Here is a 23726-nt window from a genome sequence, read left to right on the forward strand (position 1 = left end):
GCAAAAACCTACCATGAGCCATATTCAATCTTGCGCCGATCACCGGCGCTCACCTGCGAGGCCTGTGATGAGCAAAACCGTATTCGACTGGAATTCCCCCCTGCTGCTGGAAGAACAACTGACGGGCGACGAACGCGCCGTGCTGGAAGCGGCCCGCGACTATTGCCAGGGCAGCCTGGTGCCACGCGTACTCGAATCGTTCCGCCATGGCCGCACGGACGCGGCCATCTTCCGCGAAATGGGCGAGCTGGGCTTGCTGGGCACCACCATTCCTGAAGAATACGGTGGCGCCGGCCTGAACTACGTCTGCTACGGCCTGGCCGCACGCGAAGTCGAGCGCGTCGATTCGGGCTACCGTTCGATGATGAGCGTGCAATCGTCCTTGGTGATGGTGCCGATCAACGCCTTCGGCAACGAAGAAACCAAACAGAAATACCTGCCGAAACTGGCGACGGGCGAATTCATCGGCTGCTTCGGCCTGACGGAACCGAACCACGGCTCCGACCCTGGCAGCATGGTCACGCGCGCCCGTAAAGTGCCGGGCGGCTACAGCTTGTCGGGCGCAAAGATGTGGATCACCAACAGCCCGATCGCCGACGTGTTCGTCGTCTGGGCCAAGGACGATGAAGGCGCGATCCGCGGCTTCGTGCTGGAAAAAGGCTGGAAAGGCCTGTCGGCGCCGGAAATCCACGGCAAAGTCGGCTTACGCACCAGCATCACCGGTGAAATCGTCATGGATGAAGTATTTTGCCCTGAAGAAAACGCCTTCCCCGACGTGCGCGGCCTGAAAGGCCCGTTCACTTGCCTGAACAGCGCCCGCTACGGCATCGCCTGGGGCGCGCTGGGTGCGGCCGAAGACTGCTACCTGAAAGCACGCCAGTACACAATGGACCGCCAGCAATTCGGCCGCCCATTGGCCGCGAACCAGCTGGTGCAAAAGAAACTGGCCGACATGCTGACGGAAATCACCATGGGCTTGCAAGGCTGCTTGCGCCTGGGCCGCATGAAGGATGAAGGCTCGCCGGCCGTGGAAATCACCTCTATCATGAAACGCAACAGCTGCGGCAAGGCGCTCGATATTGCCCGCGTGGCGCGCGACATGATGGGTGGCAACGGCATTTCCGACGAGTTCGGCGTCATCCGTCACCTGGTCAACCTGGAAGTGGTCAACACCTACGAAGGCACGCACGATGTGCACGCGCTGATCATCGGCCGCGCCATCACCGGCATCGCCGCCTTCAACTAATGGACGCCTTGGCTTCCACCTTGCGGCCCGCGCCGCTGACCGGCTTGCGCGTGCTCGACCTGTCGCGCGTGCTGGCCGGCCCGTGGGCCGGGCAAATGCTGGCCGACCTGGGCGCCGACGTCGTCAAGGTTGAACAGCCGGGCCGCGGCGACGACACGCGCTCCTGGGGTCCACCGTATCTGAAGGATGAAGATGGCCGCGACACGGCCGAGGCCGCCTATTTCCAGTGTGCCAACCGCAACAAGCGCTCCTTGTGCATCGACCTGGCCGCGCCCGAAGGGCAAGCGCTGGTGCGCAAGCTGGCTGCCGAATCGGACGTGCTGCTGGAAAATTTCAAGCTCGATGGCTTGAAGCAATACGGCCTCGATGCGGCCAGCTTGCTGGCGCTCAATCCGCGCCTCGTCTACTGCTCCATCACGGGCTTCGGCCAGGATGGGCCGTACGCGGCGCGCGCCGGCTATGACTTCCTGATCCAGGGCATGGGCGGCTTGATGAGCATCACGGGCGTGCCCGATGGCCAGCCGGGCGCCGGACCGCAAAAAGTGGGCGTGGCGCAGACGGACATCCTGACGGGCCTGTACGCCACCATCGCCGTGCAGGCGGCGCTGGCCGAACGGGAACGCTCGGGCCTGGGCCAGCATATCGACCTGGCCTTGCTGGACGTGCAAGTGGCGGCGCTGGGCAACCAGGCGGCCAACTACCTGTGCGGCGGCAAGGTGCCCCAGCGCATGGGCAATGCACATCCGAACATCGTGCCTTACCAGGACTTTCCTACGGCCGATGGCGACATGATTTTGGCGATCGGCAACGATGGGCAGTTTTCGCGCTTTTGCGCCGTCGCCGGCCACCCGGAATGGGCGCAAGATGAACGCTTCGCCACCAATCCGCAGCGCGTGGCGCACCGGGCGATCCTGATCCCCTTGATGCGCCAGACCACGGTCATGCGCACGACGGCCGAGTGGATCAGCGCGTTCGAGGCGCAAGCCGTGCCCTGCGGCCCCGTCAACCGCATCGACCAGGTGTTTGCCGACCCGCAAGTGGTGGCACGTGGCTTGAAAGTGGAGATGCCGCATCCGACGGCGGGCACGGTGGCGCTGGTGGCCAATCCCGTGCGCCTGTCCGGCTCGCCGGTGCAATACCGCTTTCCGCCGCCGTTGCTGGGGCAGCATACGCAGGAAGTGCTGCAGCAGTGGCTGGGATTGGACAGTGCGGAGATTGACGGCTTGCGCGAGCGCAAGGTGGTGTAAATGTTGGTCGTCCGGACGTAGGTCGGATTAGCGCTTGCGCGTAATCCGACACCGCACCCAGCGCCAACAATGTTGTCGGATTACGGCCCGCAGGGCCTAATCCGACCTACGATGCTATTTACTTGAGTACCAGCTTCAACGCCGGCTTTTCGCCATAATCGTCATAGCGCTCATTGATGCCGGCGATGCAGAAGGTGATTTCTTCCAGCAAGTCGGGCACTTGCGCCTTCATGGACTCCGCATCCTGCACAACAATCTCGAGCACTTCGTTCGGTTTCAAACGGAACTGCGTCATGTTTTCGTCGTCGCGCAAATAGCTGAGGCAATCGACCCAGGCATCCATGCTGTTGCCGTAGAACTCGGGGAAACCGAAGGCTTGCACGCATTGCGCGTGAAAGCTCGCTTCGTCGCTGATGTCTTTTCCATTCAGGATGGCAGTGGCCATGGTGCTCCTCAGTTCTTCAGCGACAGCACATCCTGCATGTCGAACAGGCCGGTCGGCTTGTCGGCCAGGAAACGCGCGGCGCGCAGGGCGCCGTGGGCGTAGGTGACGCGGCTGCTCGACTTGTGGCTGATCTCGATGCGCTCGCCGATGCCGGCAAACAGCACCGTATGGTCGCCGACGATATCGCCGCCGCGGATGGTGGCAAAGCCGATGGTCGACGGATCGCGTTCGCCCGTCACGCCTTCGCGGCCGTAGACGGCGCATTCCTTCAGGTCGCGGCCCAGGGCGCCGGCCACCACTTCACCCATTTGCAGGGCGGTGCCCGATGGCGCATCGACCTTGTGGCGGTGATGCGCTTCGATGATTTCAATGTCGTAACCTTCGGACAGGCTTTTCGCGGCCAGTTCCAGCAGCTTCATGGTGACGTTTACGCCCACGCTCATGTTCGGTGCGAACATGATGGCCGTCTTTTCGGCGGCGGCGGCAATGGCAGCCTTGCCAGCGTCATCGAAACCGGTGGTGCCGATGATCATCTTGATGCCGTGCTCGGCGCAATACGCCAGATGCTGCAAAGTGCCTTCGGGGCGCGTGAAGTCGATCAGGTAATCGGCGCCGGCCAGGCCGGTGGCCAGGTCGGACTCGATCAGCACGCCGGCAGGCTTGCCGAGGAAAGCGGCGGCATCCTGGCCGACGGACGGCGAGCCGGCGCGGTCGAGCGCGCCAGCGAGCACGGCGTCGGGCGCGTTGCTGACCGCTTCGATCAGGATATGGCCCATGCGGCCGCTGGCGCCAGCGATGGCGATTTTCAGTTCAGTCATTTTATTCTCTTACAACAGCTTATTTGGTGGGTTCGGCAGCAGGTGCAGGTGCAGGCTCGGCGGCAGGCGCCGTTGCGGGTGCGGGTGCAACGTCAGGCTTGCTCACAGGAATAGCAGGGGCGGCATCGGCCGGCACCGGCACGGCGCTTGGCGCCACGGGCGATGGCACGACGGCGGCAGGCACGTCAGCCTTGGCGACCTTGGCGAACGGCGACGGACCGGCGATACGATCGATGTATTCTTTCTCCGTCGGCAAGTTGCCGCCTTCGAAACGTTCCACTTTGCCATCCTTGCCGAAGTACACGACCACGCGGCTGCTGGTGGTTTCGCCACTGCCCCGGGCCAGGCGGAATGGGTAATCCCAGCGGTCGGCATGGAAGATATCGGTCAGCAGCGAGGTGCCGAGGACGAAGCGCACCTGGTCGCGCGTCATGCCCACTTTCAGCTGGGCCAGCATCTCTTCGGAGACAAAGTTGCCTTGTTGAATGTCAGGACGGTAGGGCGAAAAAAACCACATGAATTTTTGCAGCGGCGTAATGGTGGTCGTTTGTGCGCCCTGTTCGGGGACCAGTTCCTTGCCTTCTTTTTGAGCAGCTGCCGGCTTTTCGCCAAGGATGCCACGGCTGGCGCAGCCGGACATGGCCAGCGCGACACAGACCATGCCTGCCACGACTGGTGCTCGGAATGAAATACGGTGCCAGAGAGATGGCAATACAGCCGGTGTTACGCGCATAAATGACCTCAATTTGATGAACAAAACGCCAGGAGTGGCCGGCCTGCCAAAAAATGCATATTTTGGCACTCCCCGCTAAAACGCTATATGATAAAGCACCTGACCCACATACGAGCAACAAACATGAGTAACAATCCTAGTGATCTCAAGGCAAGCGGCCTGAAAGCCACCCTGCCACGGCTGAAGATACTCGATATCTTCCAGAGTAGCCCGGTACGCCACCTGACCGCGGAAGACGTCTACAAGATTCTGCTGGCCGACAATATGGATGTCGGTTTGGCAACTGTCTACCGCGTCCTGACCCAATTCGAACAGGCAGGCTTGCTCAACCGCAACCATTTTGAAACCGGCAAGGCGATTTTCGAACTCAACGAAGGCTCCCACCACGACCATCTGGTGTGCCTCGACTGTGGCCGGGTCGAAGAATTCTTTGACGAAGAAATCGAAATCCGCCAGCAAAAAGTGGCTGAAGAGCGCGGCTTCAAGATCGCCGAACACGCGCTGGCCATCTACGGCAACTGTACCAAGACGGCTTGCCCGCACAAAACCGCCTGACATCTGACACATTTCGCCGGCCGTTCCCATGGAACGGCTGGCGCGTCAGGCAGTACGATCAATGATGGCTGAGCGCGCTTGACAGCAACTTGGCCGTGATATCGACAATCGGGATGACGCGCTCGTAAGCCATGCGCGTCGGTCCGATCACTCCCAACGTTCCCACGATCTTGCCGTTGACTTCATACGGCGCCGTCACCACGCTCATTTCATCCATCGGCACCAGGTTCGATTCGCCGCCGATGAAAATCTGCACGCCCGTCGCCTTGCTCGACACGTCGAGCAGCTGCATCAAGCCCGTCTTTTGCTCGAACATGTCGAACATCTGGCGCAGCGAATGCATATTCGATGACAGATCGCTCACGCTGAGCAAGTTGCGCTCGCCGGAAATCACCATGTCGTCGCTATGGTCGGCCATCGCTTCGCTGCCCGCTTCCACGGCCGCCTGCATCAGGCTGCCCATGTCGTCGCGTAACTGGCGCAGCTCGCCCTGCAGGCGCACGCGCACGGCGTCGAACGACAGGCCGCCATAATTCTGGTTGATGTAGTTGGCCGATTGCACTAGTTGCGCCGGCGTATAGTCGGCCTCCGTCAGCAATAACCGGTTCTGCACGTCGCCGCCGGGGGCGACGATGACGAGCAGGATGCGTTTTTCGGAAAGGCGCAGGAATTCGATTTGCTGGAACACGGATTCGCGGCGCGGGCTGAGCACGACGCCGGCAAACTGCGACAGCGATGACAGCATCTGCGCCGCGTTGGCGATGGTTTTTTGCGGCTGCGGCGTCTGCAGGCGCATGCGCGACTCCACCAGATGTTCGTCCAGATGCCGGACAGTCAGCAAGGTGTCGACAAAGATGCGGTAGCCGCGCGGCGTGGGGATGCGTCCGGCCGAGGTATGCGGACTGGACACATAACCGAGCTCTTCCAGATCGGCCATGATGTTGCGGATCGTGGCTGGCGACAGGTCGAGGCCGGAAATTTTCGACAAGGCGCGCGAACCGACCGGCAGGCCGTCGGCGATATATCGCTCGACCAGGGCTTTCAGCAGTGTTTGGGCACGTGTATCGAGTTGCATGGTGTTCTATTTAGAAAGTATTTTGTTAGGCAAGCGGCAACGAAAGCGGCCGAACGTGCATCAACAGCGCCTATTATGCACGTTCGCCCGTCCGGCGGCGATCAATCTTCCAGTTGCTCCTGCAGCCACAGCAGCAATTCATCAAAGTTGGCACAGATGGCGTCGGGCTGCACGCCGGCGGCCAGGTGGGCGTCGCTGCCCTTGCGGTTCATCCATACGGCACGCATGCCCGCCCCTTGCGCCCCCGTCACATCGAAATACAGGTCGTCGCCGACATACACGGCTTCATGCGGCGCCACGCCCAGCGCGGCGCAGCCAGCCAGGAAGATGCTGGCGTCGGGCTTGGCGACGCCGAAATCGCTGGCGGCGATCGATACCTTGAAATGCTGCGCCAGGCCAATAATGTCAAGGTCCGCATTGCCGTTCGAGATGGAGCCGACCAGCATGCGCTGGCCCATCCAGGCCAGGCCAGGCAAGACATCGTCATACGGCTGGACGCGATGGCGCGCCGCCAGAAACTGCGCGATGGCGCCGTCGACCAGGGCGGGATCCTCGCCGGCAGCTTCGAAGGCGGTCAGCAGGCCCGCGCGGCGCAACTCGATCAGATTGCCATGAAAATGCGGTTGTTCATTGAGCATGGCCAGGCGGTGCTGGCGCAGCACCTCGATGGAAAACTGCTGCGCCACCCTGGGCGCATGCGTGGCCAGCCAGTCGTGCAGCAGGGTTTCGGCGGCGGCAATCACGGGCGCGATGGGCCACAAGGTATCGTCAAGATCGAACAGGATCGCCTTGGGCGGCACGGCAGGTTTTACAGTAGCAAGGGACATGGGATTCACGGTGATGCCGCGCCACAGTGCGCAGCCTGCATCTATTGTCGCACCGATCGCCGCCTCCGGCATGGCTGCGCCCCCATGAAATGGGGCCGGGCCAGCGCTTCCCGGCGAAAAATTGTTACAGGGTGATACAAGGCAAGATCATTCAGCTTGCCAGATAGACTAAAATAGGCGCCATTCCAATGCGGCGCCAGCGTCCGCGTTGCGCTACCCAACCTAATTCGTTTTGGAGAATGTATGAAAAATTTGTACCTGCGCTCGATGCTGGCGGCGGCTTGCGCCGTCACATTGGCGGCCTGCGGCGGCAGCGGCGGCAACTTGTATTTGCAAGTCCAAATCAGGGACCTGGCAAAAGATGGCCTGATTCTCCTGAATGACGGGGAACGCTTACCGGTTACTGCGGGCCAGACCTCCGTTGTTTTCACCAAGCTGATCAACACTGATGACCGCTATGACATCAGCATCGCACAACAGCCCAAAGGCGCCGTGTGCACGATTAGCAATGGCGCAGGCAAGGCATCGAGCTATACCGTGACCACTGCCCTGGTGACTTGCACGACCAATACCTATCCGCTGAGCGGCACGATCACGGGCCTGACCGCCGACGGTTTGACCTTGGCCATTGGCAACGCCAGCACCAGCCCGCTGAAAGGCAGCACGAGCTATACGTTCCCGGCTGTCAATGACGGCATCGCCTACAATATTTCCATAGCGACATATCCAGCGGGCCAGACGTGCAGTTTCGTGGGCTCTGCCAGCGCCAACGGCCGTGATGTCGTCGGCACCATGGGTTCCGCCGCCACGACCGGCGCCACACTGAACTGCACGGCGCAGTAAGCCACGCGATTCGTCACCCCTATATTGGATTGGAGAAATACATGAAGTTATCCTGCCTGCGCCCACTCGCCGCGCTGCTGTTGACCCTGGGACTGGCTGCTTGCGGCGGCAAGGCCTCATATGATGTCAGCGGCACCATCAGCAACTTGAACACCGACGGCCTGATCCTGGTCAACGGCGGTGAACCCCTCGCGATCAAAGCCGGCGAGACCTCGTTTACCTTTAAAAAACGCATCGACTACGGCACCGACTACAACATCACCGTGCAGACCCAGCCAGCCCATATGACTTGCACCGTCAGTGGCGGCACCGGTTCGGCTGGCCACTACGTCAGTATCCAGGCATCGGTTTCCTGTTCGCAAAACAGGTATACGGTGGGCGGCACGGTTAGCGGCCTGACGGCGGATGGATTGGTTTTGATCAACGGCAATGCGCAAACCACGGTGGCCAAAGGCAGCACGACCTTTACCCTGGCAGCGCCTGTCGCCGATGGCGACAAGTATGGCATCAGTGTATTTACCCAGCCAACCGGCTTGAAATGCAGCGTGGCGCCCAACACTGGCGTCGGCGTGATGGGCGAAGCGAACGTGACCACCGTGCAGATCGCCTGCAATCCGGGCTAACGCTGTGACGCTGGCAGCCGCCACGCGGCTGCCAGGAAGAGATATCACTGAAATATATAATTGATATTCCAAAGATAAATTGGAGTTATATGTGGCGATGCAGCATAATGCATCTGTCTCCTCCAACTCTTCCAAGAATTGGATTTAGCCCGCTTTTACCAGCGGGCTTTTTTTTGCCCAAAATTCCTCAGGCAGATTTATTCAAGCCCGGCTGCAGCATCTGCACGATGCTGGAGAAATCCTGCTGCGCATAACCGGCTTGCGCATGCATCTGATACAGCTGGCGCACCAGCCCGCCCAAAGGCGTGGGTGCGTTCGCCGACAGGGCCGACTGCTGCGCCAGGCCCAGATCTTTGAGCATCAGCGCGGTGCCGAAGCCGCCCGTGTAATTGCGCGACGCGGGCGTGCCGTCCATGACGCCTGGCCACGGGTTGTACACTTCCAGGGTCCAGTTGCGGCCCGAACTCTTGGCCATGATGTCGGACAACACTTTCGGGTCCAGGCCATGCGCCACACCGAGGTTCAGCGCCTCGGCCGTACCGGCCATCAAGATACCCAGCAGCATGTTGTTGCAAATCTTCGCCACCTGGCCCGCACCCGCCTCGCCCGCATGGAAGATGTTCTTGCCCATCTTTTCCAGCAATGGACGCGCCTGCTGCAAGGCCGCTTCGCTGCCGCCGACGATGAAGGTCAGCGTGCCGGCCGCCGCGCCCGCCGTGCCGCCCGAGACGGGCGCATCGATCATGGCAAAGCCGCGTTCGCTGGCCGCCTGCGCCACCTGGCGCGCCACATCGGCGGCGATGGTGCTGCAATCGATGAACAGGGCGCCGGGCTTGGCCGAATCGAGCACGCCGCCGGCCGCCAGGTACAGCTCCTGCACGTGTTTGTTAGCTGGCAGCATGGTGATGACGGCGTCGGCCGTCTGTACGGCCGCGCTGGCGGACGCAGCCGCCGTGGCGCCCGCTTCAACGAGGGATGCGACGGCTGCTGGCGCCAAGTCGAAGACGGACACGTGGAAGCCGGCGGCCACCAGATTGCGGGCCATCGGCGCGCCCATGTTGCCCAGGCCGATGAAAGCGATATGTTGCATTTTTTAAAGTCTCCTGTTGTTCTTTTAATGCAGGTCGCGCAAAGGATGGCTATCCCATGGCGCCGCGAAATATTCATTCAGATACGCATCGCCGACCTCGGCCAGGCTGGCCGGCTGCCACTGCGGCGCGTTGTCCTTGTCGATCAGCAAGGCGCGCACGCCTTCGCTGAAGTCCGCATGGGCGCAGCATTGCACGGCCACGATCAGTTCCAGCTGGAACACTTGCGCCAAACTCATGTGGCGTGTGCGGTCGCGCATGGCCCAGACCAAGGCGGCCGAGCTGGGCGCACCCTTGGCCAGCGAATGGGCTGCCTTTTGCAGCCAGGCCGAATCGCCGTCATAGGCGGCAATGGCGGCCACCACTTCGGGCAAGGTGGGTGCTTGCGTCAGGGTGGCGATGGCGTCGAAGTTGGCGCGTACTTCCGAGACGGGCAGCATGGATGCGGGCGCCGAGAAACCGCGCAGCAAGCGGTCCAGCTGCTCGCCGTTCGCCTGCGGGCTGGCTTGCCATTGCGCCAGCGCAAGAGCGTCGAGCACCATGGCGCGCTCTTCCTGGCGCAGGAAATAGTCGCCGAGACCCGAGAACAGGGCGTCGGCCGCGTTCATCGGCGCACCCGTCAAGCCCAGGAACAGGCCGCTGCGCCCCGGCATGCGGCCCAGGAACCAGCTGCCCCCCACGTCGGGGAACAGGCCGATCGCGATTTCCGGCATGGCGATGCGCGTGCTTTCCGTCACGACGCGGTGGCTGGCGCCCGCCATCAGACCCAGGCCACCTCCCATGACGATGCCGCCGCCCCACACCAGCAGCGGTTTCACATACGTATGGATGCGGTGGTCGAGCCGGTATTCCTCGGCAAAGAAGGCCAGCGCCTGCGGGTTCGGCACGACATTCGGCTGCTCGGCAACGGCCGAGCGAAGGCTGCGCACGTCGCCGCCCGCGCAAAAGGCCTTGTCGGTCGACGAGTGCAGCACCACGCAGGCGATGGCGTCGTCACTGGCCCAGCGCACGAGGGCGCCATCGATGGCGCGTATCATGTCCAGGGTCAGCGCATGCAGCGACTTCGGCGCATCGAGGGTGATGACACCCAGCTTCATGCCGCCGGGACAGTCGCGCTCTTCCAGTTTTACTGTTTCAACCAAGGTTTCAGCCATTGCGCCACTCCGCCGGACGTTTTTCCAGGAACGCTTGCACGCCCTCTTTCTGGTCTTGCGTATCGAACAGGCCCAGGAACAGGGTGCGTTCATCGGGCAGAGAATTGACGAGCGGATGGCTGCGCGCGCCCTGGATCAGGGTCTTGCACGCCGTCACGCTGCTGGGGCTTTGGCGCGCCACCTTGGCGGCCAGGGCCAGCGCCGTGGCGGCAGCCTTGCCGGTTGGCACGACTTCCTCGACGAGGCCGATGGCCAGTGCCTTGGCCGCATCGACGCGCTCGCCGCATAAAATCATGCGCTTGGCCCAGCCTTCGCCCACCAGCCATGGCAAGTGCTGCGTGCCGCCCGCGCACGGCAGCAAGCCGACGGACGCTTCCGGCAAGGCCATCTGCGCGTGCTCTTCCGCGATGCGGATGTCGCAGGCCAGCGCGCATTCGAGCCCGCCGCCCATGGCATAGCCATTGATGGCGGCGATGCTGACGCCGCGAAACGCGGACAATGCCTCGAACGCCTCGCCAAACGCGGCGGCCATGGCAAACGCCGTGTCCTTGTTACCGTCGGCAAACACGTTCAGGTCGGCGCCAGCCGAGAAGAACTTGGCGCCGCCGCCCGTGATCACGAGCGCGTACACGTCGGGATCCGCATTCAGATCGGCCACCAGCTGCGTCAGCCCGTTCAGGCTGGCCAAGGTCCACGTGTGGGCGGGCGGGTTGTCGAGGGTCACCAGGGCCGTGTGGCCACGGCGTTCCAGCAGTAAATTCGTATACACTTTGCTCATCGTAAGGTCTCCGTGGCGCCGTCTTTCAAAATCGCTCGCGCGACGATCAGGCGCATGATTTCATTCGTCCCTTCCAGGATCTGGTGCACCCGCGTATCGCGCACATGGCGCTCGAGCGGATACTCGCGGATGTAGCCGTAGCCGCCATGCAATTGCAGCGCATCGTTGGCCACATTGAAACCCACATCCGTGGCGAAACGCTTTGCCATGGCGCAATACGCCGTGGCGTCCGGGCTTTCCTGGTCAAGTTTCCAGGCCGCCAGGCGCACCATCTGGCGCGCCGCCACCAGTTCGGTCAGCATGTCGGCCAGCTTGAATTGCAAGGCCTGGAATTGCGCCAGTTCGCGGCCGAACTGCGTGCGCTCTTTCATGTACGCTTGCGCGCGCGTCAAGGCCGCCTGCGCCGTGCCCACCGAGCACACGGCGATATTGATGCGCCCGCCGTCGATGCCCTTCATGGCGATGGCAAAGCCTTCGCCTTCCACGCCCAGCAAATTACCAACAGGAACTTTCACCTGGTCAAAACTGATGATGCGCGTGGGCTGGCTGTTCCAGCCCATCTTTTCTTCCTTCTTGCCATACACGATGCCGGGCAAATTCGCCGGCACGGCAAACGCGGAAATACCGGCCGCGCCCTCGCCGCCCGTGCGTGCCATAACGATCAGCATGTCCGTCTGGCCTGCGCCCGAAATGAAGGCCTTGGTTCCATCCAGCACATAAAAGTCGCCATCCCTGACGGCTTTCGTGCGCAAGGATGCCGCGTCGGAACCCGACTGCGGTTCCGTCAGACAATAGCTGGCCAGCTTCTGGCCGGCGGCCAGGGCAGGCACCCACTCGTCGCACAGGGCTTCCTGCCCCCAGCGCGACAGCATCCATGTGGCCATGTTGTGAATCGTGATGTAGGCCGTGGTCGAGGTGCAGCCACCGGCCAGCTCCTCGAAGACGATGGCCGCATCCTGGCGGCTCAGACCCAGGCCGCCCCAGCGCTGCGGCGTGTACAGGCCGCAAAAGCCCATCTCGCCCGCCTTGGCGATGGTTTCCACGGGAAAGATCGATTCCGCATCCCAATGGGCCGCATGCGGCGCCAGTTCCCCTTCGGCAAACGCGCGCGCCGCCTGCTGGAACTCGCGCTGCTCGTCGCTCAGTTCAAAGTCCATGCCAGCTCCTTATTTGAGGCTGATGGTCGTGTTGACCTTGCCTACCGAGGCCGCGTCCGTGAACCAGCGCTGGGTAATCGTTTGGGTCTGCGTGTAGAACAGCACGACTTGCTTGCCGAACGGGCCCAGATCGCCCAGCTTGGAGCCGCGCGAACCCGTAAAGCTGAACAGGGGAACGGGCACGGGAATGGGCACGTTGATGCCGACTTGGCCCACGTCGATTTCTTCCTGGAAGTAGCGCGCGGCCGCGCCGCTTTGCGTAAACAGCGCCGTGCCGTTGCCGTTCGGATTCGCGTTGACCAGGGCAATCGCTTCGTCCAAGGTGTCGACTTCGACGACGATCAGGACGGGACCAAAGATTTCCTGGTCATACACAACCATGCCGGGCTTCACGCCGGAGAGAATCGTCGGCCCCACGAAGTTGCCGTTCGGGTAGCCATCGACTTTCACGTCGCGGCCATCGAGGGTCAGCACGGCGCCCTGCTCGATGCCCTTGACAACCAGACTGTGCACGCGCTCCTTGGCTGCGCAGGAAATGACGGGCCCCAGGTCAGGATTGTCCTTGCCCGCGCCGACTGTCAAGGTTTGCGCCTTGGCAGCCAGCTCCGGCAGCCAATCGCGCGCCTCGCCCACCAGCACGGCGACAGAGGCGGCCATGCAGCGCTGGCCGGCCGCGCCGAAACCCGCACCCAGCAACTGATTCAAGGTCTGTTCTTTATTTGCATCCGGCAAGACGACGGCGTGGTTCTTGGCGCCCATCATGCATTGCGCGCGCTTGCCGTTCAGGCTGGCGCGCTGGTACACATGCGTGCCCACCTTGCTCGATCCCACGAACGAGATCGCCTTGATGTCCCGGTGGTCGCACAGGGCGTTGACGACGTCTTCGCCGCCGTGGATCACGTTCAGCACGCCGGCCGGGATGCCCGCCTGCAAGGCCAGGCGCACGAGCTTTTCCGTCACGAGCGGGTCTTGCTCCGATGGTTTCAGCACGAAAGTATTGCCGCAGGCAATTGCCATCGGGAACATCCACAAGGGGATCATGGCGGGGAAATTGAACGGGGTAATGCCGGCGCACACGCCCAGCGGCTGCATCACGCTGTAGGTATCGACGCCGCCGGCCACGTTTTGCGCGTATTCACCCATTTGCAGGGTGCCGATATTGGCCGCGTGTTCCACCACTTCCAGGCCACGGAATACGTCGCCTTCCGCGTCGAGCAAAGTCTTGCCCTGTTCCATCGTCAAGGTGGCGGCCAGGTCGGCCATGTTTTCGCGGATCAGCTGCTGCAATTTGAGGAAAATGCGGGCGCGCGCGCCGATCGGCGTCTTGCGCCAGGTTTTGAAGGCGCGCTGGGCCGAGGCGATGGCCGCGTTGACTTCGTCCGGGGTAGCGAACGGCACCTTGGCCAGGACTTCCTGCGTGGCCGGGTTGACGACGTCGCGCCAGACGGTGGTTTGGGATTCAACCCACTCGCCGTTGATCAAGAGGGGAACGGTCGGAATAGCGTTTTGCGTGGTCACTCGGTGTCTCCTTGTGTGGGTATCAGTCTGTTTGCATTATTCGCACAATCGCCGCCGCAAACAAGGCGTGAAAATGCGAGATAATGCAAAGCTGAATCTGTTAATCTGCAAAGATTGTAAATTTGCAGATTCCACAAACCGGGGAAGAGGAAACACGATGGCAAAGGTTTTCATGGGTGTGCGCCTGCAGCGGCTGCGCGAGGAACGGCGCATGACGCAGGTGGCGCTGGCCAAGTCCTTGGGTATTTCGCCCAGCTACCTGAACCAGATGGAACGCAACCAGCGCCCGCTGACGGTGCCTATTTTGCTGCGCATCGGCACGGTGCTGGGTGTCGATCCGCAAATCTTTTCCGAGCACGACAGCGCCAGCCTCGTGGCCGACGTGCGCGACGTGTTCGGCGAATTGCCCGACGCGCCGCCCACGTCGATGGCGGAACTCAAGATGCTGGTGGAAAACATGCCGGAACTGGCCCGCTCGATCTTGCTGTTGCAGCGGCGCTACCGCGTGATGGCGGAGCGGGCCGACACCCTGGCCGCGCGTCTTGACGATGGCAGCCGCGGCGCCAGCTCGGCAGCACCGTCCACGGACGAGGAAGTGCGCGAATACCTGAACCGGCGGCAAAACTATATCGATGAGCTGGACCGGGCGGCGGAACTCGTGGCCGGCGAACTCGATCCCGCCCTGCGCACGCTCGACGCGCTGCAAGGCCGGCTGCTGGAACGCCACGGCATCGAAGTGCGCTTGTCCGATGGCGACGCGGGCATGGTGCGCAAGCACCGCTACGACGCCCAGCAACAGATTTTGTGGCTGCCCGATACCCTGACGGGCGGCCAGCGCGCCTTCCAGATGGCGGCGCAAATCAGCCTGCTCGAGCACAGCGACCTGATCGACGCTCTCGTGCTGGCGGCGGGATTGTCCGGCGCGGCCGCGCAAACGGGCGCGCGCCTGGCGTTTTCGAATTATTTTGCGGGCGCGCTGCTGATGCCCTACCAGCGCTTCCTGCAGGCGGCGGAAACGCGTGCCTACGATATCGAGCGTCTGGCGCACCAGTTCGGCGTGGGTTTCGAAGCCGTGTGCCACCGCCTGAGCACCATGCAGCGCCCCGACGCGGCGGGGCTGCCGTTTTTCTTCGTCAGGGTCGACCGGGCTGGCAATGTCTCGAAGCGCCAGTCGGCCACGGACTTTCATTTCTCAAGAGTGGGCGGCACGTGCCCGCTGTGGATCGTCTACGACGCCTTCAGCCATCCGGGACAGGTGCTCACGCAAGTGGCCAGCATGCCAGACGGCTGCACGTATCTGTGGATCGCGCGCCAGGTCAGCACGGCGTCGCCGGGCTTTCGCGCACCGGGCAAGACGTTTGCCGTGGCGCTGGGCTGCGACATCTCGCAGGCGCACCGCTTGATCTATTCGAAGGGACTCGATTTGCACGACCCTTCCAGCGCCACGCCGATCGGCACGGGCTGCAAGGTGTGCGAGCGCCAAAGCTGCCCGCAGCGGGCGTTTCCGTCGCTGCTGGCACCGCCGCCAGCATCAGCCTGATTTATTCGGCGACCCGGGCGCGCAGCGCGTCGAATTCGCGCGTAAATTCCGCGCGCCAGTCGCGCCGCGTGGACTCGGCTATCCAGGCCGCGTCCAGGCCATTCAACATGAAGCCGCGCATGTCGTCGAGGCCGAAGCCGAATTCGCGCATCATCATCCAGGCGCCCGTCGGCGTTACGTGGTGCAGGGTCGGATCGTCCGTGTTCGGATGCAGTTTCAATCCCAGCTTGGCCATGGCGCGGATCGGATGATCGAGCGCCCAGCGCTCGGGCGCCAGGGTGCGCAAATAATAGGAATTGGTCGGCACCACGGTAAACACGAGACCGCGCTCCACGCAGCGCTGCGCCAGTTCCGGGTTGTCGACAATCGTGTAGCCATGGTCGACCCGGTCCACCTGCAGCTGTTCGATGGCCGTCTCCACGTTCATCCACGGCATGCCGAATTCGCCCGCATGCGCCGTGCATTTGAAACCGGCTGCGCGCGCGGCGCGGTAGGCTTCGATGAACAACTCTGGCGGGCGGTCGTTTTCGCGGTAATCGATGCCGATGCCGATGACTTCCGGCGCGCGGTAAGCCTTCATCCATTCCACCATCTGCACGGCTTCCGCAGGAGCCGCTTCGCGGTCGATGCTGGGGATCAAACGGCCGATCACGCCGAAGTCGCGCTGCGCGTCGCGGATGGCGGCCACGATGGCGTCTTGCGCCGATTCATAGCGGATGCCCGACACGCGCACGGTGCCAGTGGGGTTCCAGAAGAACTCCGCATAGCGCACGCCGTGGCCATGCGCGTCTTCCAGGTATTCGTAGGCCAGGCAATACAGATCCGTCGGCGAGACGATCAGGTGCGCGTCGAGCGCACGCAGCACGCGCAGCACGCCGACGGGCTTGTCGCCGCGCGTGTAGAAAGAGTCGATTTCCTCGGGCGTGACGACATTGCGCGTCTTGGCGGCCAGCGCGCGGAAGGTTGCCTGGCGCACCGTGCCGAACAAATGGCAATGCAGCTCCACTTTCGGCATGGCGCGTAAAAACTGTTCGATGCTCAGGGGGGAATTAGACATGAAGCTCGTTTCGTAATGGAGTGGATCAGGCGAGAATGCCGGCCAGGCGCCGCATCAGCAGTGCGATGGCGGCCGGGCCGTCGGCCAGCATCGCCACCTGCGTGTTGATGGGCGCGCGGCGCGGCACGCGGAACTCGCACACCGTCATGCCGCGCGTCAGTTCGCCCGTCAATTCGATGGCCACGTGGGCGCTCTGGAACTGGAACAGCTGCGGCGCTTCCAGATACAGGGCCACCACGGGGTCGTACATGGGCATGGGCACGGAACCGTCGCTGCTGCGGATGCGCACGTACGCTTCCAGGTAGCCGGCCAGACGCTGCGCGCGCGGCGTGCCGATGGCGCGCAACTGCAGCACTTCCCCATTCGTCACCAGCAGCTGGCGGCACAGGTTCAAGCCGAACATGCGCAGCGGGATGCCGGCCTGGAAGACCTGGGCGGCCGCTTCCGGGTCCGCATAGATATTGAATTCGGCCGCCGCCGTGTGGTTGCCCTGGTCGGTCGAGCCGCCCATCAAAATGATCTCGACGATTTTTTCGGCAATGTCGGGAGCGCGGCTCAAGGCGGTCGCCAGGTTCGTCATCGGCGCAATCGCCATGATGGTGATCTGGCCGGGGTGGGCGCGCACGGCGGCGATCAGCGCGTCGACGGCGTGGCCGGCAGCATCAACGGCGGCGCCGGGCGGCAGAATATCTCCCGTGGTGGGCATGCCACTGTCGCCGAGGATGCGCTGCGCCGTCTCGATGACGCCGGCCAGCGGCTCTTCGCAGCCGCGGTAGATCGGCACCCTCAAGCCATCATGGGCCTTGATGCGCAAGGCGTTGTCGTAGGTGATGTCGACGGGCGCATTGCCCGCCACCACGCTCACGCCCAGCCACTCGATGTCGGGATTGCTGCCCAACAGCAGCATCGTCAGCCAGTCGTCGAAACCGGGATCGGTATCGAGCCAGATCTTTTTCAAGGGTTTGTCCATGATGGTTTCCAGTCGAAGTTAGGCAGCCAGCCACAGGGCGCTGTCGGCCGGCAGCACGAACGAGACGGCCGTGCCTTCGCGCCAGGCGGCGCCGCCGGCCGCGCAAATGCCCTTGACCTGGCCCAGCGGCGTTTGCAGCAGGTATTCGACGGTGTCGCCCAGGAAGCCCCGTGCCAGCACGGTGCCCGGGTATTGGCCCGCCGCGTCGTCGGCGGCGCAGACGCGCACCTTGTCCGGACGCCAGCCCAGCACCGTGGTGCCGGCGGCGACGGGGGACGTGTACGGCAGGCTGGCGCCCGCGTGATGCAGCGCGCCGTCGCGGTAATCGAACAGGTTTTCAAAGCCCATGAAGTTGGCAACGAAGCGCGTCGATGGCGTGTTGAAGACGGCTTCCGGCGCGGCCAGTTGCTCGATGCGCCCGCCGTTCATGACGACGATGCGGTCGGACAGGGCCAGCGCTTCTTCCTGGTCATGCGTCACGTACAGCATGGTGATGCCCAGTTCGCGCTGGATGCGGCGCAGCTCGGCGCGCATCTGGACGCGCAGCTTGGCGTCCAGGTTCGACAGCGGCTCGTCGAGCAGCAGCAGGGCCGGCTCGACGACGATGGCGCGTGCAAGCGCCACGCGCTGCTGCTGGCCGCCGGACATCTGCGCCGGCAAGCGGGTTTCGAAACCGGTCAGGCCCACGGCGGCAATCACGGCTTCCACTTTGGTTTTCAGCAGGGCTGGCGCGACCTTGCGCAGGCGCAGGCCAAAAGCGATGTTGTCGTACACGTTCAGGTGCGGGAACAGCGCATACGACTGGAACACCATGCCGATATTGCGCTTGTTCGGCGCCAGCTTGCCGATCTCGCGGCCGTCCAGCACGATGCGGCCCGACTGCAGCGGCATCAGGCCGGCAATCGCGCGCATGGTGGTGGTCTTGCCGCAGCCGCTGGGGCCCAGCAGGGAGATCAGTTCGCCCTGCTCGACGTGCAGGTCCAGGTCTTTCACGGACGTCGTGTTCTTGGCGTAGCCGAGGTTCAGCTTATGCAGTTCCAGATAACTCATCGTGTGTTGCCTCTTACATGTATTTAGAAATGCCCAGCACCTTCTCGGTCACCATCACGAAGGCCATGGTGAACAAGACCAGCAAGGTCGACAGGGCAGCGATCGACGGATCGAAGCTGTTTTCCATATGGCCCAGCATCTCGATCGGCAAGGTGCTGATGCCGGGTCCCGTGAGGAACAGCGACACGGGCACCTGGTTGAACGAGGTGACGAAGGCGAGGAAGAAGGCGGCGATCACGGCGTTGCGGATATTCGGCAGCACGATCATGAAGAAGGCCCGCAGGCGCGACGCGCCCAGCGTGATGGCGGCATCCTCGATATCGACGCGCAAATTCACCAGGCTGGCGTACACGACCCGCACCGAGTACGGAATCAGGAGCGCGATATGGCCGATCAGCAGTCCCACGTAGACGGGCGCGTTAATCGTCAGCACCAGATGGTGCAGCAAGCCCAGGCCCACGAGGATGGCGGGAATGATCAGCGGCGACGTCAGCACCTGGCGGATGGCGCCGATGCCCGGTGGCGGCATGCGCGAAAACGCATACGCGACGGGTATGCCCAGCAGCAGCGCGATGACGGTCGCGATCAGGCCGATTTCCAGGCTGGTCTGGAAGGCGCGGCGGAACTCGGGCGCCGACCACACTTCGATGATCCAGCGCAGCGAGTAGGACTCGGGCGGGAAGGCCAGCGTCTCGCCGCCGGAAAAGCCCGCCAGTACGACGATGGCGAAAGGCCCCAGCAGGAACAGGAATACCAGCCATAAAACGGCACGTGAAAAGAGGCTTTCTTTCATACGGAACTCCGGCTCGAAGAAATACGTTTAAGGCCGGCGTTGACCAGCAGGGTCATGCAGACGAGGATGACGGCGATGACATTCGCGGCGCCGAAATCGCTTTCCACGCTGACCTTCTGGTACAGCAGCGTTTCCAGCATCAGCACCTTGGTGCCGCCCAGCAGGGCCGGCGTCACATAGGCCGTCACGCAGCCCGTAAATACCAGCGTGCCGCCGACAACCAGGCCTTCCTGCGTCAGCGGCAGGGTGACCTTGCAAAAGACTTGCCATGGATTGGCGCCCAGGGTGGCGGCAGCCGGTTCCACGTCGCGCGGCAGGTTTTCCAGCGCGCCCGCCAGCGACATCAGCATCAGCGGCAGCAGCAGTTGCAGCAGGCCGACAAAGACGGCAAATTCGCTGAACAGCAAACGCAGCGGCTCTTCCGTGAAGCCCATGTTGACGAGCGCCGCGTTGACGGCGCCATTACGGCCCAGCAACACGATCCAGGCGTAGGTACGCGCGATCGGCGAGACCATCAGCGGCAAGATCATCATGCCCACCACCAGCCCGCGCCACTTCGGCGACACGCGCGCCACGGCTTGCGCGGCCGGGTAGCCGAGGATGATGGCCGCCAGGGTCACCAGCGCGGCGATGCGCAAGGTGCGCCAGAAGATGGTGCGGTTGAACTCCTGCGAGAAGAAGTCGATGAAACGGTCGACGCCCCACTGCATGCCGTCGCCGACGCGGAAGGCGTCGACCAGCAAGGCCAGCACGGGCAACAGGAAGCAGACGACGATAAAGATCAGCGCCGGCAGGACCAGCAGCAGTCCCAAGCGCTTTTTTGGATCAGCAAACATGGTGTTCTCTCCTCGTCACCACTATTTGCTCATGGCCTTGTTCCACTGCGTCATCCAGTTGCTGCGCTGTTTGATGATGGTTTCCGGCTTGACGAATTTCAGCGAACTGATCTGGTCGGCGCCATAGGTATTGAATTGCGCGGCCGCCACCGACAGGCGCACGTCCTTGTTGACGGGCGAATCGACCAGGTTGGTCGCCAGCTGCGTCTGCACTTCCTTGGACAGCCAGAAATCCATCAGCTGGTAGGCCAGGTCCGCGTTCTTCGAACCGGCAACGATGCCCATCACGTTCATGCCGGCCGCCTGGCCTTCGGCCGGGATGCTCCACTTCAGGGGCAGGCCCGTCTTGAGCATTTGCGACCACGTAAAGCGCGCCACGGGCGCGGCCCAGATTTCATCCTGGGCGAACAGGGCGGCCAGTTGCGCGCTGTTTTTCGAGAACGTGACGACGTTGCCCTTCATGCTGACGATCTTCGCAAAGCCGGTCGCGTAATCGTCCGTCTTGCCGCCCCAGGCCGCATCGGCCATGCGCAGCATCAGCGGGCCCTGTGTGGTGCTCACGTCGGGGAAGGCCACGCGGCCCTTCAGTTCGGGGCGCCACAGGTCCTTCCAGGACGTCAGCGGGGCAATCTTGTCGCTGCGGTACACCAGGCCCACGGAATACAGGGTGTAGCCGACGGCGTAGTTGCCGCCGATGGGATTTTTCGCCACGTCGTACAAGGCTTTGTAATTGCTCAGCTTGGAGTAATCCATGGGCTGGATGACGCCCTTCTGCGCCGCTTCCAGCATGCCGGAATCGGACAGCAGCACCAGGTCGATCACCGGATTCTTGGCGTGCACCACCAGCTTGGCGATGCGGTCCGCGTTATTCCCCGTTTCCACCTTGATATCGCACCCGCATTTGGCCTTGAACGGCTCGTACACATACTTCATGAACAAGGGCTGGGCAATCGGATAGGCCGAAATGACCAGCTCGCGTTTTTCCGCGTGGGCGGCGTTGGCCAGCAAGCCTAGGCTCAACGCCAACATGAGGTGCTTTTTCAAGATGCTTCCTTTCAGGGGACGGCGCTGCGGGACAGCGCCTGTAAAGATGAATCAGAGTCAGAAATAATGCCGCATGCCGGCGATCAGGACGCTTTGCGTCTTGCCGCCCGAGGCGCCGAAGCCGAACACGCGGGCGAACGTCGCGTCGCCGGCCGCTTTCTGGTAACTCCAGGTAATGGCGATATCGGTGCGCTTGGACAGGAAGTAATCGGCCTGGAAATTGACCTGATGCCATTTCGGCGTCTTGTTGATCACGTCATATTTACCGGTGGTAAAGAAATACGAGGCGCCCAGGTTCAACGCTTCCGTCAGCTTGTGGTTCACGTTCAAGTCCACGTTTTGCAAGGTCAGATTGCTCTGATCCAGGTAGTGGTAGCGCACGTTGGTGTACAGCGCGCCAAACTTGGTCTTGCCCACATTATAAAAGCCTCCCGTGCCGGCGATGGCCTGGCTGTCCACGCCGGCGCCCTTGACGGCGCTCTTGTTGAAGATCAACAACGAGCTGCCATAGTCATTGCCGATGGCGCCATTCGGCGCGTCGGGGCTGTTCGGACGGTCCATCTTGGTATACGCAACGGCCCAGCTGAAGGCGTCGACCTTGTAGCCGGCGCCCATGCTGTAGACGCGGTTGCGGTTCGAGTCTTCCGCATTTTCGCTGAAGCCGTACAAGCCCGTGAACGACAGGTTGCTGATGTTCGGGCTCACATACTTGACGGCGTTTTGCACGCGCAGGTTGTTGTAGCCATTGTCGTTGTCGCCGATGTGCACGCCGTTACTGGCGATGACCACGGGGCCCAGCAGGTCCTTGACGGCTTCGTACTGGCGGCCCAGTGTCAGGGTGCCCTTGTCGTTGCTCGACAGGCCCACATACGACTGGCGGCCGAACAGACGGCCGCTTTGCGAAGCCGTGCCCGTCATGACGTTAAAACCGTTTTCCAGCACGAAGAGTGCCTTGGTGCCGTTGCCCAGGTCTTCCTGACCGCGGAAACCGATACGGGGATTCTGATTCGTACCGCTCAGCGCATGCGTGCGGCTGCCCTTGCCTTCATCCGACACATAGCCGATACCGGCCGACAGCAGTCCATACACTTGCACGCTGCTTTGCGCCTGCGCCACGCCGTGCGCCGCCAGCAAGCCCCCCACCACCATCGTTCCAGTCATCCATTTGTTCATCGCCGCCACCCTAAAAAGAATAAACCCTGAGTTTTTTGGAATTATTTTATTGATGCATCCCTTGCATGGCATGCTGCCGCGAGTACCGGCGCCGCCTGGCAAGCGCTTCTCTGAAGATTATTGCCTTCAAGACAAGTAAGGACCAGTCCAGAATATGGTAAATTGCAGGATAAGAAAATTTGTTTATTTTTATAAATCCATTACTTTTTCTAATAAGCAACGCCCATGCATGAACTGAGCAAGAAGATTTCCTTACGACATTTGCAAGCGTTCGCCACCCTAGCCCGGGTAAACAGCTTCAGCAAGGCCGCACAGGAATTGTGCGTGACCCAGCCGGCCCTCAGCGCGTCGATCAAGCTGCTGGAAAATCAACTGGGAAAAAAGTTGTTTAACCGCACAACCCACCAGCTGGAATTGACGCGCGAGGGAAAACTGGCGCTCGACTACGCCACGCATTTATTGAATACGGCGAGCAATACCTTTGCCGATATCCAGCGCGCCATCGGCAGCGGCCGGCACCGCATCCGCATCGGCGCGATTCCCTCGGCCATGGCGATGACGGCCGTGGTCGTGGCGCGCTATTGCGAGCAGCATGGCGATGAAGTGGAAATCGTCTTGTCGGACATGCCCAACGACGGCTTGCTGCACGCCCTGCATTCGGGCCAGCTGGACTTTTGCGTAGGCATCGAAGTGCCCGGTTCCGTGTCGCTGGAAAGCGTGGGCCTGTTCGAAGACGAGCTGGTGCTGGTGACGGCGGGGCGCCATGCGCTGGCGCCGCTCAAGGAAGTGCGCTGGGACCAGCTGGCGGGCCAGGAAATCGTCGTGTTCACCAAGGGCAGCATCTGGGAGTTCGCCTCGAGCGCGCTGCGCCAGCATGGCTTGAGCCCATCGAGCCTGTACCAGATGATCCACAGTGAATCGCTGTACGGCGTGGTACGCGCCGGCATCGCCGTGGGCATCATGCCCAGCCTGTACACGACCTTCCTCAACGACGAGGACCTGCACGTGGCGCCGCTGCGCCAACCCACGTGCAAGCGCAAGATCGCCCTGATGCGGCGCAATGAAATCAGCCGCAACCACCATGTGGACGACTGTTTTTCAGCGCTGCGGCAAGACCTGCAGCAAGTCGACCAGTGGTTTTGAATAACCCCAACGG

At 62.4% G+C, this 23726-nt stretch carries 24 protein-coding genes; 7 read left to right on the forward strand and 17 right to left on the reverse strand.

Features of this window, described 5'->3' with window-relative positions; genetic code table 11:
• Window positions 1-67: 67 nt before the first annotated feature.
• Window positions 68-1246: an acyl-CoA dehydrogenase gene (locus tag MRBLMS1_RS29230; protein ID WP_035822683.1), complete on the forward strand. Its 1179-nt coding sequence runs from the start codon at window positions 68-70 to the stop codon at window positions 1244-1246.
• On the forward strand, window positions 1246-2493 hold the full coding sequence (locus MRBLMS1_RS29235; RefSeq protein ID WP_485883900.1) for a CaiB/BaiF CoA transferase family protein: 1248 nt from the start codon (window positions 1246-1248) through the stop codon (window positions 2491-2493). The genes MRBLMS1_RS29230 and MRBLMS1_RS29235 overlap by 1 nt, the downstream gene beginning before the upstream one ends.
• Before the next feature lie 118 nt (window positions 2494-2611).
• Here MRBLMS1_RS29235 and MRBLMS1_RS29240 read toward each other — a convergent pair whose 3' ends face one another.
• The 3 genes from MRBLMS1_RS29240 to MRBLMS1_RS29250 are packed head-to-tail and all read right to left on the reverse strand — an operon-like array spanning window position 2612 to window position 4417.
• Complete coding sequence (locus MRBLMS1_RS29240) at window positions 2612-2938, reverse strand: barstar family protein (RefSeq protein ID WP_100428423.1); 327 nt, start codon at window positions 2936-2938, stop codon at window positions 2612-2614.
• Window positions 2939-2946: 8 nt separating this feature from the next.
• On the reverse strand, window positions 2947-3756 hold the full coding sequence (gene dapB, locus MRBLMS1_RS29245) for a 4-hydroxy-tetrahydrodipicolinate reductase (protein WP_092711959.1): 810 nt from the start codon (window positions 3754-3756) through the stop codon (window positions 2947-2949).
• Window positions 3757-3775: 19 nt separating this feature from the next.
• A complete protein-coding gene (locus tag MRBLMS1_RS29250; protein WP_485884047.1) occupies window positions 3776-4417 on the reverse strand; it encodes an outer membrane protein assembly factor BamE in 642 nt (213 codons plus the stop codon).
• 195 nt (window positions 4418-4612) lie between these two features.
• Between MRBLMS1_RS29250 and fur the strand changes: the two genes are divergently transcribed.
• A complete protein-coding gene (gene fur, locus MRBLMS1_RS29255; protein ID WP_034745717.1) occupies window positions 4613-5044 on the forward strand; it encodes a ferric iron uptake transcriptional regulator in 432 nt (143 codons plus the stop codon).
• Between the two features lie 58 nt (window positions 5045-5102).
• Here the strand turns inward: fur and hrcA are convergent, their stop codons facing one another.
• Both hrcA and MRBLMS1_RS29265 read right to left on the reverse strand, forming a co-directional pair.
• On the reverse strand, window positions 5103-6119 hold the full coding sequence (gene hrcA, locus MRBLMS1_RS29260; RefSeq protein ID WP_034745713.1) for a heat-inducible transcriptional repressor HrcA: 1017 nt from the start codon (window positions 6117-6119) through the stop codon (window positions 5103-5105).
• Window positions 6120-6220: 101 nt separating this feature from the next.
• Entirely contained in the window at window positions 6221-6946 is a 726-nt protein-coding gene (locus MRBLMS1_RS29265; RefSeq protein WP_485883903.1) for an HAD family hydrolase, read from the reverse strand.
• A 243-nt stretch (window positions 6947-7189) separates the two neighbouring features.
• Between MRBLMS1_RS29265 and MRBLMS1_RS29270 the strand changes: the two genes are divergently transcribed.
• Both MRBLMS1_RS29270 and MRBLMS1_RS29275 read left to right on the forward strand, forming a co-directional pair.
• Entirely contained in the window at window positions 7190-7789 is a 600-nt protein-coding gene (locus tag MRBLMS1_RS29270) for a hypothetical protein (RefSeq protein ID WP_485883905.1), read from the forward strand.
• A 41-nt stretch (window positions 7790-7830) separates the two neighbouring features.
• A complete protein-coding gene (locus MRBLMS1_RS29275; protein WP_485883906.1) occupies window positions 7831-8412 on the forward strand; it encodes a hypothetical protein in 582 nt (193 codons plus the stop codon).
• Between the two features lie 187 nt (window positions 8413-8599).
• Here MRBLMS1_RS29275 and mmsB read toward each other — a convergent pair whose 3' ends face one another.
• From mmsB to MRBLMS1_RS29300, 5 genes are read right to left on the reverse strand one after another with little or no spacing between them, the layout of a single operon-like run.
• Window positions 8600-9502: a 3-hydroxyisobutyrate dehydrogenase gene (gene mmsB / locus MRBLMS1_RS29280; protein WP_076565735.1), complete on the reverse strand. Its 903-nt coding sequence runs from the start codon at window positions 9500-9502 to the stop codon at window positions 8600-8602.
• A gap of 24 nt (window positions 9503-9526) precedes the next feature.
• Window positions 9527-10654 carry an enoyl-CoA hydratase/isomerase family protein gene (locus tag MRBLMS1_RS29285; RefSeq protein WP_485883909.1) on the reverse strand — a complete coding sequence of 376 codons (1128 nt, stop codon included), beginning with the start codon at window positions 10652-10654 and terminating at the stop codon, window positions 9527-9529.
• Complete coding sequence (locus tag MRBLMS1_RS29290; protein WP_034745699.1) at window positions 10647-11432, reverse strand: enoyl-CoA hydratase; 786 nt, start codon at window positions 11430-11432, stop codon at window positions 10647-10649. Before MRBLMS1_RS29290 ends, MRBLMS1_RS29285 begins: the two co-directional genes overlap by 8 nt.
• Window positions 11429-12589, reverse strand: a complete 1161-nt coding sequence (locus MRBLMS1_RS29295) for an acyl-CoA dehydrogenase family protein (protein ID WP_072457242.1) — start codon at window positions 12587-12589, stop codon at window positions 11429-11431. Before MRBLMS1_RS29295 ends, MRBLMS1_RS29290 begins: the two co-directional genes overlap by 4 nt.
• 9 nt (window positions 12590-12598) lie before the next feature.
• The gene (locus MRBLMS1_RS29300; RefSeq protein WP_485883911.1) at window positions 12599-14107 is read right to left on the reverse strand and encodes a CoA-acylating methylmalonate-semialdehyde dehydrogenase; all 1509 of its coding nucleotides are present in this window, start codon (window positions 14105-14107) and stop codon (window positions 12599-12601) included.
• Between the two features lie 157 nt (window positions 14108-14264).
• On the opposite strand from MRBLMS1_RS29300, the gene MRBLMS1_RS29305 reads away from it, so the two are divergent.
• Window positions 14265-15647, forward strand: coding sequence for a short-chain fatty acyl-CoA regulator family protein (locus MRBLMS1_RS29305; RefSeq protein ID WP_485883913.1), 1383 nt, complete (start codon window positions 14265-14267; stop codon window positions 15645-15647).
• Between the two features lies 1 nt (window position 15648).
• Here the strand turns inward: MRBLMS1_RS29305 and MRBLMS1_RS29310 are convergent, their stop codons facing one another.
• From MRBLMS1_RS29310 to MRBLMS1_RS29340, 7 genes are read right to left on the reverse strand one after another with little or no spacing between them, the layout of a single operon-like run.
• Complete coding sequence (locus MRBLMS1_RS29310; protein ID WP_485883915.1) at window positions 15649-16704, reverse strand: adenosine deaminase family protein; 1056 nt, start codon at window positions 16702-16704, stop codon at window positions 15649-15651.
• A gap of 25 nt (window positions 16705-16729) precedes the next feature.
• A complete protein-coding gene (locus tag MRBLMS1_RS29315; RefSeq protein ID WP_485883917.1) occupies window positions 16730-17674 on the reverse strand; it encodes a nucleoside hydrolase in 945 nt (314 codons plus the stop codon).
• An 18-nt stretch (window positions 17675-17692) separates the two neighbouring features.
• Window positions 17693-18724 (reverse strand): ABC transporter ATP-binding protein, encoded by a 1032-nt coding sequence (locus tag MRBLMS1_RS29320; RefSeq protein WP_485883919.1) that lies wholly within the window; start codon window positions 18722-18724, stop codon window positions 17693-17695.
• A gap of 13 nt (window positions 18725-18737) precedes the next feature.
• Window positions 18738-19517, reverse strand: coding sequence for an ABC transporter permease (locus MRBLMS1_RS29325; protein WP_034745682.1), 780 nt, complete (start codon window positions 19515-19517; stop codon window positions 18738-18740).
• The gene (locus MRBLMS1_RS29330; protein WP_034745679.1) at window positions 19514-20353 is read right to left on the reverse strand and encodes an ABC transporter permease; all 840 of its coding nucleotides are present in this window, start codon (window positions 20351-20353) and stop codon (window positions 19514-19516) included. The genes MRBLMS1_RS29325 and MRBLMS1_RS29330 overlap by 4 nt, the downstream gene beginning before the upstream one ends.
• Before the next feature lie 21 nt (window positions 20354-20374).
• A complete protein-coding gene (locus tag MRBLMS1_RS29335) occupies window positions 20375-21397 on the reverse strand; it encodes an ABC transporter substrate-binding protein (RefSeq protein ID WP_485883922.1) in 1023 nt (340 codons plus the stop codon).
• A 57-nt stretch (window positions 21398-21454) separates the two neighbouring features.
• A complete protein-coding gene (locus MRBLMS1_RS29340) occupies window positions 21455-22558 on the reverse strand; it encodes a porin (protein WP_485883924.1) in 1104 nt (367 codons plus the stop codon).
• A gap of 237 nt (window positions 22559-22795) precedes the next feature.
• Between MRBLMS1_RS29340 and MRBLMS1_RS29345 the strand changes: the two genes are divergently transcribed.
• The gene (locus tag MRBLMS1_RS29345; RefSeq protein WP_034745670.1) at window positions 22796-23713 is read left to right on the forward strand and encodes a LysR family transcriptional regulator; all 918 of its coding nucleotides are present in this window, start codon (window positions 22796-22798) and stop codon (window positions 23711-23713) included.
• The last annotated feature ends 13 nt before the right edge of the window (window positions 23714-23726 follow it).

Origin of the sequence: Massilia sp. LMS1-1-1.1 (assembly GCF_040815535.1) — a bacterium.
Lineage (GTDB): Bacteria > Pseudomonadota > Gammaproteobacteria > Burkholderiales > Burkholderiaceae_D > Janthinobacterium > Janthinobacterium aestuarii.